Origin of the sequence: Vibrio sp. sp1 (genome assembly GCF_016920955.1) — a bacterium.
In the GTDB taxonomy this organism is placed as follows: domain Bacteria; phylum Pseudomonadota; class Gammaproteobacteria; order Enterobacterales; family Vibrionaceae; genus Vibrio; species Vibrio alginolyticus.
Genome location: NZ_CP060589.1, coordinates 1244655 through 1256272, shown reverse-complemented (window position 1 = coordinate 1256272; position 11618 = coordinate 1244655). Strand labels below are relative to the sequence as shown.

At 43.9% G+C, this 11618-nt stretch carries 12 protein-coding genes, 5 tRNA genes and 1 rRNA gene; 15 read left to right on the top strand and 3 right to left on the bottom strand.

The window, feature by feature from the left end:
• Nucleotides 1–34: 34 nt before the first annotated feature.
• Nucleotides 35–151 (top strand): 5S ribosomal RNA (rrf, locus tag H9L11_RS05900).
• A gap of 77 nt (nt 152–228) precedes the next feature.
• Nucleotides 229–305 (top strand) — tRNA-Asp (locus H9L11_RS05895).
• Between the two features lie 672 nt (nt 306–977).
• Here H9L11_RS05895 and pssA read toward each other — a convergent pair.
• Nucleotides 978–2318, bottom strand: a complete 1341-nt coding sequence (gene pssA, locus H9L11_RS05890; protein WP_033907507.1) for a CDP-diacylglycerol--serine O-phosphatidyltransferase — start codon at nt 2316–2318, stop codon at nt 978–980.
• A 71-nt stretch (nt 2319–2389) separates the two neighbouring features.
• A complete protein-coding gene (locus H9L11_RS05885) occupies nt 2390–2821 on the bottom strand; it encodes a GNAT family N-acetyltransferase (protein WP_031781233.1) in 432 nt (143 codons plus the stop codon).
• Nucleotides 2822–2922: 101 nt separating this feature from the next.
• Here H9L11_RS05885 and murB point away from each other — a divergent pair, with 101 nt between their 5' ends.
• Nucleotides 2923–3966, top strand: coding sequence for a UDP-N-acetylmuramate dehydrogenase (gene murB, locus H9L11_RS05880; RefSeq protein WP_033907506.1), 1044 nt, complete (start codon nt 2923–2925; stop codon nt 3964–3966).
• Entirely contained in the window at nt 3963–4928 is a 966-nt protein-coding gene (gene birA, locus H9L11_RS05875) for a bifunctional biotin--[acetyl-CoA-carboxylase] ligase/biotin operon repressor BirA (protein WP_033907505.1), read from the top strand. Before murB ends, birA begins: the two co-directional genes overlap by 4 nt.
• Nucleotides 4929–4935: 7 nt before the next feature.
• Here birA and coaA read toward each other — a convergent pair whose 3' ends face one another.
• Nucleotides 4936–5859: a type I pantothenate kinase gene (coaA, locus tag H9L11_RS05870; RefSeq protein ID WP_005388683.1), complete on the bottom strand. Its 924-nt coding sequence runs from the start codon at nt 5857–5859 to the stop codon at nt 4936–4938.
• Between the two features lie 205 nt (nt 5860–6064).
• Between coaA and H9L11_RS05865 the strand changes: the two genes are divergently transcribed.
• The 11 genes from H9L11_RS05865 to rplL all read left to right on the top strand — a co-directional run bounded on the left by H9L11_RS05865 (nt 6065) and on the right by rplL (nt 11469).
• Nucleotides 6065–6140, top strand: a tRNA-Thr gene (locus tag H9L11_RS05865).
• 36 nt (nt 6141–6176) lie between these two features.
• A tRNA-Tyr gene (locus H9L11_RS05860) sits at nt 6177–6261 on the top strand.
• A 35-nt stretch (nt 6262–6296) separates the two neighbouring features.
• A tRNA-Gly gene (locus tag H9L11_RS05855) sits at nt 6297–6371 on the top strand.
• A 13-nt stretch (nt 6372–6384) separates the two neighbouring features.
• Nucleotides 6385–6460 (top strand) — tRNA-Thr (locus H9L11_RS05850).
• A 102-nt stretch (nt 6461–6562) separates the two neighbouring features.
• Nucleotides 6563–7747 (top strand): elongation factor Tu, encoded by a 1185-nt coding sequence (tuf, locus tag H9L11_RS05845; protein WP_005381361.1) that lies wholly within the window; start codon nt 6563–6565, stop codon nt 7745–7747.
• Between the two features lie 266 nt (nt 7748–8013).
• Entirely contained in the window at nt 8014–8394 is a 381-nt protein-coding gene (gene secE / locus H9L11_RS05840; RefSeq protein WP_005384680.1) for a preprotein translocase subunit SecE, read from the top strand.
• Nucleotides 8395–8407: 13 nt separating this feature from the next.
• Nucleotides 8408–8956 (top strand): transcription termination/antitermination protein NusG, encoded by a 549-nt coding sequence (gene nusG, locus H9L11_RS05835; RefSeq protein WP_005384681.1) that lies wholly within the window; start codon nt 8408–8410, stop codon nt 8954–8956.
• A gap of 164 nt (nt 8957–9120) precedes the next feature.
• A complete protein-coding gene (gene rplK, locus H9L11_RS05830; protein ID WP_005384682.1) occupies nt 9121–9549 on the top strand; it encodes a 50S ribosomal protein L11 in 429 nt (142 codons plus the stop codon).
• A gap of 4 nt (nt 9550–9553) precedes the next feature.
• A complete protein-coding gene (rplA, locus tag H9L11_RS05825; RefSeq protein ID WP_005384683.1) occupies nt 9554–10255 on the top strand; it encodes a 50S ribosomal protein L1 in 702 nt (233 codons plus the stop codon).
• Nucleotides 10256–10548: 293 nt separating this feature from the next.
• Nucleotides 10549–11043, top strand: coding sequence for a 50S ribosomal protein L10 (gene rplJ, locus H9L11_RS05820; RefSeq protein ID WP_005382538.1), 495 nt, complete (start codon nt 10549–10551; stop codon nt 11041–11043).
• Between the two features lie 57 nt (nt 11044–11100).
• The gene (gene rplL, locus H9L11_RS05815; protein ID WP_005382540.1) at nt 11101–11469 is read left to right on the top strand and encodes a 50S ribosomal protein L7/L12; all 369 of its coding nucleotides are present in this window, start codon (nt 11101–11103) and stop codon (nt 11467–11469) included.
• The last annotated feature ends 149 nt before the right edge of the window (nt 11470–11618 follow it).

The window sequence follows — 11618 nt, the reverse complement described above, 5'->3', positions numbered from 1 at the left end:
ATTAAAAAAACAGCTTTCCGAATTAAAGAATTTGCTTGGCGACCATAGCGTTTTGGACCCACCTGATTTCCATGCCGAACTCAGAAGTGAAACGAAATAGCGCCGATGGTAGTGTGGGGTTTCCCTATGTGAGAGTAGGACATCGCCAGGCTTTAGTTTTATTTTCACTTTTTCGAAAAGTGAAGACAAAAGCGGACACTTGCTTATTAAAGCGAGTGATACCACTGCGGAGTGGTAGTTCAGTTGGTTAGAATACCGGCCTGTCACGCCGGGGGTCGCGGGTTCGAGTCCCGTCCACTCCGCCACTTATATTAAGCCTCAGTCGAAAGACTGAGGCTTTTTTCGTTTCTACTGCGGCGTTTCCCTGAAGTGTGTTTACACCTAACTAGACTACTCCCCATAATCCCTACTAAGCGAACTCTGCGTGATTACACACTAGGCTTTAATTAATATAGGCCGTTGATGCTGTGGAAAGACAATATGACCTACAAACAAACCTAAGTAATCTATGGTATTCAAAGGCGTTCAACGGCTTGAATCTTGATGAGAAAGAAAAAACGAACTGTGCGCATAATCCAGAAAAGCGTCATATATACCCCCAATCTCTCCTGGCTCAAAAATCAAACGACTTGAAAAGAATTGGAAGGTGAAAGATTGAAGGAGCTCTTCATTAGCGAGGTGATGATTTTCGACGCTGAACATTTGATGAGTCTCAGAAAAAATATATCGCCAAGGGGTAAGAAGCGCCAGAACAGAGAGGGGGAGCTTAGCTCGAGGCTGTAAGCTATGCGGAATAACTCACAAACGTCAAAGCTCAAACCCATTAAGAGAGTCGCTCTAGATCTAAGTGGTTATGTGCTCACTAGCGGTACTAGAAAATAGTTAAGTATCCCAAATGGATTATATGAAAAAGCCAACTGCTAAAGCGGTTGGCTTAGTATAAAAATCTCGACGTACTTTAGAGCGAGAAATGATGTCTAAAGAATACGCTTTAAAACACCATCTGCCTTTAGGCGGGTAATTTTTCTGACCAGTCGCTGTACCCCTATAGGATAGTCTTCTACTTTCTCTAATTGCTTATAAGTACAGATAAGGTGAGTATGCTCAAGAATACGCGAAACTTCGTCTTCAAACTTCTCAGTGAGCTTCGCATAATTGTCTTGTATGAGTAGTCCATTTTCTAGGTCGAGTGACCAAGCACGTGGATTTAAGTTATTCCCAGTAAGTAGCATATAGCGTTTATCAACCCAAATACCCTTAAGGTGGAAGCTGTTATTGTCATGCTTCCATAGGTGAATTGACAATTTACGTGCGGCGATATTCGCTTCATTGGTTTTCGCAAAGCGACGTAAATTCACTTCGTAAAGATATGGAAGTCCGCCAATGGTTTTAAAGTCTTCCTCAGGTGCAATGTAAAAGTCGTTGGCGGTTTTATCACCCACAACAATAGTTACTTTCACACCACGCTTCATGGCTCGTTTCACTTCACGATGAAGTGCTTTAGGGAAGTTAAAGTAAGGCGTACAAATGAAAATTTCGTCTTGGGCTGCTGCCAATAACTTTACAATCTGTTGATTGAGTAGATTACGGCGTTTGCCTAGCCCAACTAACGGAGTGACTTTTACGCTTTCTTCTGTTGCAGCTTGGTCTTCAAACTTATAATTGGCTTGAGCAAGAGAAGCCCTCAGTTGGCGAATCGCCGACTTAATTTCTTTGGTTTCTGGCTTATCTTTTCCTGCAAGATCATTAACGGCAGGGTGAGCAATCATTTCTTCCTGAATGAATTGCACCATTGAATTCGCTAAAGATTCATGTCGAATCACATGGTAACGATCAAATCGATAACGTTCATGATAATGGAGATAAACGTTATTTAAGCTCGCCCCACTGTAGATAACAGTATCATCGACAATGAAGCCTTTTAAATGCAGTACCCCAAAAACTTCTCTGCCACGCACTGGTATGCCATAGACAGGGATTGGGTGTTGGTATTTGCTGGCATATGCTTTGTAAAGCGCTGAATTACCCTCAGATGTCTCCGCACCAATCAGGCCACGCTGCGCTCGATGCCAGTCGACACAGATATTGATGTCCAACCCAGGATTGCGCTGTTTCGCTTCATAAAGCGCAGTGAGAATTTCACGTCCAGCTTCATCATCTTCCAGATATAGAGCGACTAGGTAAATTCGCGACGTTGCTTTGCTGATAGCATCTAAAAGACGGGTTCTGAATGATTCTGCTGAATACAGAACATCAAAGTCTTCCGGATTGACAGCGAGACTTGGCAACTGTTCGAATGGATTCCTACTTACTATCATATCGGTATGAGTACCTTAGTTTAGTGCAATATTGCGAACCTGCCATTTTATCAAAGATATGATTTACCTGGCTACAAAAGCACGCGTTTTGATGTCGTTGAAGAGATGAATTGCATTGGAATGAGATCTTTACCGCTATCTACATAACGTTGAAATGCCATTTTTAGCGGGTGTGGTAGCTCAGAGCAATCAATTGTTGTGAATCCATGCTTGGAATAATAGGATTCGAGATGTGTAAACGCGAAGCAATAATCGCCATCAGTGAAAACATTGTTTTTACAATGAGTTAGTAGTTCTTTTCCAATCCCTGTTCCCCTAACTTTCGGAATGACCAACATTCCTGTCAATAGACGAACTTTATCTACACTTTTTAAACGTAGTAACGCAATGATTTCACCTTTATGGCTTGCTGTAATGATCAATTCATCTTTTTTGGCTCGACCCGCAGGGTAATACGCTTTGTATAGTTTCTTAATGAGGGGGAGCTTGATGGGATTTAACACTTCTATGATTAATGAGTCTGGTATTGTCACTGCGGTTAAAAGATAACTAATGTAGAATGTCGACAGTTTAAGAGAATCTTATCTGGTGTTGCAAACCTACTATGCAAATTAAAACAAATGCGAGCCTAAAGGCTTACCATACTTTTGGAATTGAACAATCGTGTTCCTATTTAGCTATCGTTGAGTCGCTTGAAGATGTTATTGAGCTATTTCAAAACCCAAGATTCACCCATTTACCGAAACTTTTTTTAGGTAAAGGAAGTAATGTTCTTTTTACAGAACATTTTGAGGGATTAGTGATTGTTAATCGAATCATGGGTAAAGAAGTCACGGAAACGGATGAGCACTACCTATTACATATTGCCGGTGGTGAAGATTGGCCTGAATTGGTTTCCTGGTGTGTGAATCAGGGGATCGGTGGGATCGAGAACTTAGCTTTGATTCCAGGTTGTGCTGGCTCGGCTCCTATTCAGAACATTGGTGCGTATGGCCTAGAGCTAAAAGACATCTGTGATTATGTAGATGTTCTTGATCTAACTACGTTTGAAAACAAAAGAATGCACGCCCAAGACTGTGAGTTTGCCTATAGGGATTCCATATTTAAACATGCGTTGCACGGAAAGTGCTTTATCACCGCATTAGGGCTTAAGTTGGCGAAGCAATGGCAGCCGATTAACCAGTACGGACCTTTACAAAGTATCCCAGAAGAACAACTCAGCCCTGCTTCTATCTTCGAACGAGTATGCCAAGTGCGAAAGGCAAAACTGCCAGATCCAACCAAGATAGGTAACGCAGGTAGTTTCTTTAAAAACCCAGTGATCACGCAAGATCACTATGATCGACTCACAAAAAAATACCCTAACGTAGTGGCCTACCCAGCTTCTGGAGGAATGAAAATTGCTGCTGGTTGGCTTATCGATCAGTGTGGATTAAAAGGGAAGTCTGTACACGGTGCGCAGGTCAACCCTATGCAAGCTTTGGTTTTGACCAACATGGATAATTGTAGTGCTGATGACATTGTCGCGCTTGCTTCTTTAGTGAAGCAGACGGTATGGGATAAATACCAAATCATACTTGAGCATGAAGTACGCTTTCTCAATCGTACCGGGGAGACGAATTTGACTCAGATCGAGGCATCTAGATGAGAAAAGATCACTCTACGAAACTTCATATTTTAAGGTTATTAAGTGATGGAGAGTTTCATTCAGGAGAAGCGTTGGGCGACGATCTTAATGTTTCCAGAGCGGCAATCGCTAAGCACATTAAAGGTCTTAGTGAATGGGGTATTGATATTTATCGAGTGCAAGGGCGTGGTTACCAATTAGCTTCACCATTGCAGTTGTTAGACGAGACACTCCTGACCACTAGCTCGGAGTCACTTGTTGAACTTGTCCCTGTGATTGACTCAACGAACCAGTATTTGCTCGACAGAGTCGTGGATTCGGAAAAGGGCCGTGTTTGTATTGCTGAATATCAAGCACAAGGGCGTGGTCGCCGCGGTAGACAATGGGTCTCACCGTTTGGCTCTAACTTATATCTCTCTATGTATTGGCGACTGGATGCGGGAATGGCTGCGGCAATGGGCTTGAGCTTGGTGATTGGGATTGCCGCAGTGGAAGCTCTGGAAGAAGTAGGCATGCAAGGTGTTAAACTCAAGTGGCCGAATGACTTGTATTATCAAGATAAAAAACTGGCCGGAATCTTGGTTGAAATGTCGGGTCAGGCCGGTGGGGCTGCTCATCTAGTGATTGGGATGGGCCTGAATATTGGAATGCCTGACGACCAGCCTGAGATTGACCAGCCATGGACCACGTTGAACCAAGTAAATCAGAGTCTCAAGATCGATAGAAATGTTCTAGCAATGACACTTATCAAGCATTGGAATTCCGCACTTGTCGAATATGAAATGAAAGGACTTACTGGCTTTATCGAACGTTGGAATCGGTTAGACAATTTCCTTAATCGTCAGGTCAAACTGCTTATTGGTCCTAGAGAGGTATATGGCGTCGTTCGAGGCATCGATCATCAAGGTGGAATATTAATTGAAACCTCCCAAGGACTAGAGACTTATATTGGTGGTGAAATCTCGTTGCGTAAAAGTGACTAATCTTCGATTACTTTCGCAACGAGACTTTATCAACCAAGTGGTTAACGCCTTTGTGTAGAATCAAGTGGGCTCTCTCACGAGTTGGAAGAATATTCAATTCTAAATTGAGCCCATTAATATCATGCCAAATTTGCTTCGCTTTTTTCTTTGCGTCATCGACAGAGAGTTGTGTGTAGTGGCTAAAATAAGAGCCAGGTTTCGTAAAGGCCCCTTGGCGAAACTTTAAAAAGCGTTCTACATACCAATGTTCAATGGTCTCTGTTTCTGCGTCGACATAAATTGAAAAATCTAAAAAGTCAGAGACGAAGACACGATGCGGGTCATGTGGATAGTCCATTCCACTTTGCAGAACGTTTAAACCTTCAATAATAAGAACATCCGGTCTATCCACTTTTCTTAGTTCATCAGTAATGTCATACGTGATGTGAGAGTAGATGGGTACTTCAAGATCGGGCTTTCCTGCCTTTACGTCAGACATGAACTCGACTAAACGCTTGATATCATAGGATTCAGGGAAGCCTTTACGATGCATGATACCGCGTTCTTCTAGTACTTTTTTCGGATATAGGAAGCCATCTGTTGTAACCAAGGAGACTTTGGGATGATTCTCCCAACGAGAAAGCAATGCCGTTAGAATACGAGCAGTCGTACTTTTGCCTACAGCAACACTGCCAGCGATACCAATTACGAAAGGGGGAGCATGTTCCTCTGTATTTAAGAATTGTTGTAATACGGAATTGCGGCTTTGACGAGCTTGGACATACAGATTCAAAAGACGAGACAAAGGAAGGTAGATCTCTACCGCTTCCTCCATGGTTAGGTTTTCATTAATGCCCTGAAGCGCAGTCAAGTCGTCTTCAGAAAGTGTCATCGGTACAGAGTTTCTTAACTCGGCCCAATTTGCACGGTCAAATGACAAAAATGGACTCATGGGTCTCTTTTATCCTTGGTTTAATAGAAGCAAGAACATACATCAAGCGAACTTCAAAGCAAACGACAAAGGTCGAAGTTTGCTTTAAAAAAGCTAAGTTTGTACGAATTTGCAGCAAACGAATCTAAAAAATCGAAATTTATGATTTTTTTTCAAATTACTATTGCAACCTAGAAAATCATTCAATAGAATGCGCACCACTTATGCCGACTTAGCTCAGTAGGTAGAGCAACTGACTTGTAATCAGTAGGTCACCAGTTCGATTCCGGTAGTCGGCACCATTCTTTCCTTTAGTAGTCTGAATGGCTTGAAAATTTGGAGGGGTTCCCGAGTGGCCAAAGGGAGCAGACTGTAAATCTGCCGGCACTGCCTTCGATGGTTCGAATCCGTCCCCCTCCACCATATTCTTTAGGAAATAGCTCTCAGAGTTACGTGTTGCGGGCATCGTATAATGGCTATTACCTCAGCCTTCCAAGCTGATGATGCGGGTTCGATTCCCGCTGCCCGCTCCACTCTAATTTGAGTGCTGATATAGCTCAGGTGGTAGAGCGCATCCTTGGTAAGGATGAGGTCGGCAGTTCGAGTCTGCCTATCAGCACCAGCTCTCAAGTTTATTTCCTTTTGATATTAGATTTACCAATTATCTTTTTTTGGTTGCGTGGTCAATTTGGGCCACCTAAATCCGTACCTAGAGGGACCACTCATGTCTAAAGAAAAATTTGAACGTACGAAACCGCACGTTAACGTTGGTACTATCGGCCACGTTGACCACGGTAAAACAACTCTAACTGCAGCTATCTGTACTACTCTTGCTAAAGTTTACGGCGGTGTAGCTAAAGACTTCGCATCTATCGATAACGCTCCAGAAGAGCGTGAGCGCGGTATCACAATCGCAACTTCTCACGTTGAGTACGACACTCCATCACGCCACTACGCACACGTTGACTGTCCAGGACACGCTGACTATGTTAAAAACATGATCACTGGTGCTGCACAGATGGACGGTGGTATCCTAGTTGTTGCTGCGACAGATGGCCCAATGCCACAAACTCGTGAGCACATCCTACTAGGCCGTCAGGTTGGTATCCCATACATCATCGTATTCATGAACAAATGTGACATGGTTGACGATGAAGAGCTACTAGAACTAGTAGAAATGGAAGTTCGTGAACTTCTATCTGAATACGATTTCCCAGGTGATGACCTACCAGTTATCCAAGGTTCTGCACTAGGCGCACTAAACGGCGAAGAGCAGTGGGAAGCGAAAATCGTTGAACTAGCAGAAGCTCTAGATACTTACATCCCTGAGCCAGAGCGTGCGGTAGATCAGCCATTCCTAATGCCTATCGAAGACGTATTCTCAATCCAAGGTCGTGGTACAGTAGTAACTGGCCGTATCGAGCGTGGTATCCTAACTGTAGGTGACGAAGTTGCTATCGTAGGTATCAAAGACACTACTACAACTACATGTACTGGTGTTGAGATGTTCCGTAAGCTTCTAGACGAAGGCCGTGCAGGTGAGAACGTTGGTGCACTTCTACGTGGTACTAAGCGTGACGAAGTTGAACGTGGTCAAGTACTAGCTAAGCCTGGTTCAATCACTCCACACACTAAGTTCGAATCAGAAGTATACGTACTGTCTAAAGATGAAGGTGGTCGTCACACTCCATTCTTCAAAGGCTACCGTCCACAGTTCTACTTCCGTACAACTGACGTAACTGGTGACATCCAGCTACCAGACGGCGTAGAAATGGTAATGCCAGGCGACAACGTACAGATGACTGTAGAGCTAATCGCACCAATCGCAATGGACGAAGGTCTACGTTTCGCGATCCGTGAAGGTGGCCGTACAGTAGGTGCTGGTGTTGTTGCTAAGATCTTCGACTAATTCATAGCGAATTAGCGATGCTTTCGGAAAATCTTGAATTAGATTTGACGAACCAGTAGCAAAAAGGGCATCATTTGATGCCCTTTTTCTGCACTCAACATTATTTTTGCTGTTTTCTTGTTCAGAAGTGGGTTGGGCGCAGAGCAAGATTAAGCAAAGAGGCTTAATCTTAAGAAGAGTACGCTGATTTTTTCAGCGATATGGAGTTTGCCCTGCAACAGCGGGGTTGTTGTCGTCTATATTAAGACTTGTAACAGGTTGGTTTTATGAAAGCAAATAATGCTGAAACTCCTGATAGCTCAAACGCAGCAGATACGTTTAAGTGGGTAGCCGCTTTCGTATTGGCAGCTGCCGCTGTTGTGGGTAATTACCTGTATGGTGAAATGTCTGTAGTGGTTCGTGCTGCAGGCGTTGTTGTTCTTATTGCAGCTGCCTTAGGCGTTGCAGCAACAACGACTAAAGGTAAAGCAGCGATCAGTTTTGCAAAAGAATCTCGTATGGAAGTACGTAAAGTTGTTTGGCCTACTCGCCAAGAAACCATGCAAACAACACTGATCGTTTTAGCTGTAAGTATTGTAATGGCTCTAGTGCTATGGGGTATTGACGGAATTATGGTTCGTCTAGTAGCTCTAGCAACTGGGGTATAGAGGGTTTTTATTCATGAGTGAAGCTCCAAAAAAACGCTGGTATGTGGTTCAAGCCTTCTCTGGATTTGAAGGTCGTGTAGCTCAATCTCTGCGCGAGCATATCAAAATGCACGGCATGGAAGAGCTATTCGGTGAAGTACTGGTTCCTACTGAAGAAGTAGTGGAAATGCGCGCGGGTCAGCGTCGCAAATCTGAGCGTAAGTTCTTCCCAGGTTACGTCCTTGTTCAGATGATTATGAACGATGAATCATGGCACCTAGTACGCAGTGTGCCGCGTGTCATGGGCTTCATTGGTGGTACCTCAGACCGTCCGGCACCTATCACGGATAAAGAGGCTGACGCGATTCTTAATCGTCTTGAGAAAGCGAGTGAAGCGCCTCGTCCGCGTACAATGTACGAAGCGGGTGAAGTGGTACGTGTTAACGAAGGTCCATTTGCTGACTTCAACGGTACTGTTGAAGAAGTGGATTACGAGAAGAGCCGCCTGAAAGTGTCTGTATCGATCTTTGGTCGTGCGACACCAGTTGAGCTTGAATTTGGTCAGGTTGAAAAGCTGGACTAAGACTCTTCGTTAAAGAGTATAAAAAATCACCTTTTTAGGGTTGTATAAGGCGCGGATTATGACTATAATTTCGCGCCTTTTTACTTCAAGTGAAGTAAAAAGTTTCTTACACAAACGGGGAGCTGATCCGCGATTAGCGTTTGTACCCAAACTTAGGAATTATCATGGCTAAGAAAGTTGAAGCTTACATCAAGCTACAAGTTGCTGCTGGTATGGCTAACCCTAGTCCACCAGTAGGTCCTGCACTAGGTCAACACGGTGTGAACATCATGGAATTCTGTAAAGCGTTCAACGCAAAAACAGAATCTATTGAGAAAGGTCTACCAACTCCAGTAGTTATCACAGTATACAGCGACCGTTCTTTCACGTTCGTAACTAAGACTCCACCTGCTGCTGTTCTTCTTAAGAAAGCTGCTGGCGTTAAGTCTGGTTCAGGTCGTCCAAACACTGAAAAAGTTGGTACTGTAACTGACGCTCAAATCCAAGAAATCGCAGAAACTAAAGCTGCTGATATGACTGGTGCTGACATCGAAGCGATGAAGCGTTCTATCGCTGGTACTGCTCGTTCAATGGGCCTAGTGGTAGAGGGTTAATAAGATGGCAAAACTAACTAAGCGCATGCGCGTAATCCGCGAAAAAGTTGACGTAACTAAAGAATACGAAATCAACGAAGCTGTTGCTCTTCTTCAAGAACTAGCGACTGCTAAATTCGTTGAGTCTGTAGACGTTGCTGTTAACCTAGGCATTGATGCTCGTAAATCTGACCAGAACGTACGTGGTGCAACTGTACTACCTCACGGTACTGGCCGCGAAATCCGAGTTGCAGTGTTCACTCAAGGTGCTAACGCTGAAGCAGCTAAAGAAGCTGGCGCAGACATCGTAGGTATGGAAGATCTTGCTGAGCAAGTTAAGAAAGGCGAAATGAACTTTGACGTAGTTGTTGCTTCTCCAGATGCAATGCGCGTTGTAGGTCAACTAGGTACTATCCTAGGTCCTCGCGGTCTTATGCCAAACCCTAAAGTTGGTACTGTAACTCCTAACGTTGCTGAAGCAGTTAAAAACGCTAAAGCTGGTCAGGTTCGTTACCGTAACGACAAAAACGGCATCATCCACACTACTATCGGTAAAGCAAACTTCTCTGCTGAGCAGATCAAAGAGAACCTAGAAGCACTTCTAGTTGCTCTGAAGAAAGCTAAGCCATCTTCAGCGAAAGGTACTTTCCTGAAGAAAGTAAGCATCTCTACTACTATGGGTGCTGGTGTTGCTGTTGATCAGGCTAGCCTGAACACTCAAGCATAATTTATTTGCTTAGGCGCAAAATTAGTGTATAATTTTGCGCCTAATATTTGTGGTTGGGGCTGAACTTTGGTTCTTTGAACTGTCTCCTAGTTCGAAATGAATTAAGACCCAGTCTCCGTCCAAGACCGTAGGTGTTTGTGTAAAAGCAAACTTAATTATCCTACGTAGATGGTGCCCGAACTGACAGAAAGCTCTATGTAATATAGTTAACTTTCTTCTGGGGAAGCACCTCAATAGCTCTCACTGTCGTGATGATAGTGAGTGGTGTAACGACAACCAGGAGTAAATCCAAGATGGCTTTAAACCTTCAAGACAAAAAAGCAATTGTTGCTGAAGTCAACGAAGCTGCCAGTGGTGCACTTTCTGCAGTTGTAGCTGATTCTCGTGGCGTTCAAGTTGGCGCGATGACTTCTCTACGTAAACAAGCTCGTGAAGCTGGCGTTTACATGAGAGTTGTTCGTAACACTCTTGCTCGTCGTGCGGTTGAAGGTACTGAGTACGAGTGTCTAACTGACACTTTCACTGGTCCTACTCTAATCGCATTCTCTAATGAGCACCCAGGTGCTGCAGCGCGTCTTTTCAAAGACTTCGCTAAAGAGAACAAAGATTTCGAGATCAAAGCTGCTGCATTTGAAGGCGCTTTAACTGACGCTGAAGTACTAGCAACACTACCAACTTACGACGAAGCAATCGCACGCCTAATGATGTGCATGAAAGAAGCTTCGGCTGGCAAGCTGGCGCGTACTATCGCAGCTATCCGCGATCAAAAACAAGAAGCAGCGGCATAAGCCTTGCTTTTTACTGGTTGCTTAATAAACTTATTGTTGACTTAAAAGAGAATTGTTATGTCTATTACTAACGAGCAAATCCTAGACGCAGTTGCAGAAATGTCTGTAATGCAAGTTGTTGAACTAATCGAAGCAATGGAAGAGAAATTCGGTGTTTCTGCTGCTGCTGCTGTTGTAGCTGGCGGCGCTGCTGCAGGCGAAGCTGCTGCTGAGCAAACTGAATTCGACGTAATCCTAGAAGCTGCTGGCGGTAACAAAGTTGCTGTAATCAAAGCAGTACGTGGCGCAACTGGCCTAGGTCTTAAAGAAGCTAAAGCTCTAGTAGACGGCGCTCCAGCACCTCTTAAAGAAGGTGTTGAGAAAGCAGAAGCTGAAGCTCTTAAAGCTCAGCTAGAAGAAGCTGGTGCAACTGTTGCTGTTAAGTAATTATTGCATAGTTTCTTAGCCTAACGGCTAATTGGCTGGTGGTTTTTTAACCACCGGCCTTTTTGCGCTGTAGGGTATAGGCGAATTTTCCCGCTGTTTAAGCGCCTGATATCCATGCAAAAAACATTTCATTCTTACGAAATGAAATG

What these genes read in the sequence shown, in the direction of transcription:
- coaA (WP_005388683.1), bottom strand. Translation starts at nt 5,859, where the DNA reads ATGAGTCCATTTTTGTCATTTGACCGTGCAAATTGGGCCGAGTTAAGA.
- secE (WP_005384680.1), top strand. Translation starts at nt 8,014, where the DNA reads ATGAAAGCAAATAATGCTGAAACTCCTGATAGCTCAAACGCAGCAGAT.
- murB (WP_033907506.1), top strand. Translation starts at nt 2,923, where the DNA reads ATGCAAATTAAAACAAATGCGAGCCTAAAGGCTTACCATACTTTTGGA.
- birA (WP_033907505.1), top strand. Translation starts at nt 3,963, where the DNA reads ATGAGAAAAGATCACTCTACGAAACTTCATATTTTAAGGTTATTAAGT.
- rplJ (WP_005382538.1), top strand. Translation starts at nt 10,549, where the DNA reads ATGGCTTTAAACCTTCAAGACAAAAAAGCAATTGTTGCTGAAGTCAAC.
- rplL (WP_005382540.1), top strand. Translation starts at nt 11,101, where the DNA reads ATGTCTATTACTAACGAGCAAATCCTAGACGCAGTTGCAGAAATGTCT.
- tuf (WP_005381361.1), top strand. Translation starts at nt 6,563, where the DNA reads ATGTCTAAAGAAAAATTTGAACGTACGAAACCGCACGTTAACGTTGGT.
- pssA (WP_033907507.1), bottom strand. Translation starts at nt 2,318, where the DNA reads ATGATAGTAAGTAGGAATCCATTCGAACAGTTGCCAAGTCTCGCTGTC.
- rplA (WP_005384683.1), top strand. Translation starts at nt 9,554, where the DNA reads ATGGCAAAACTAACTAAGCGCATGCGCGTAATCCGCGAAAAAGTTGAC.
- rplK (WP_005384682.1), top strand. Translation starts at nt 9,121, where the DNA reads ATGGCTAAGAAAGTTGAAGCTTACATCAAGCTACAAGTTGCTGCTGGT.
- nusG (WP_005384681.1), top strand. Translation starts at nt 8,408, where the DNA reads ATGAGTGAAGCTCCAAAAAAACGCTGGTATGTGGTTCAAGCCTTCTCT.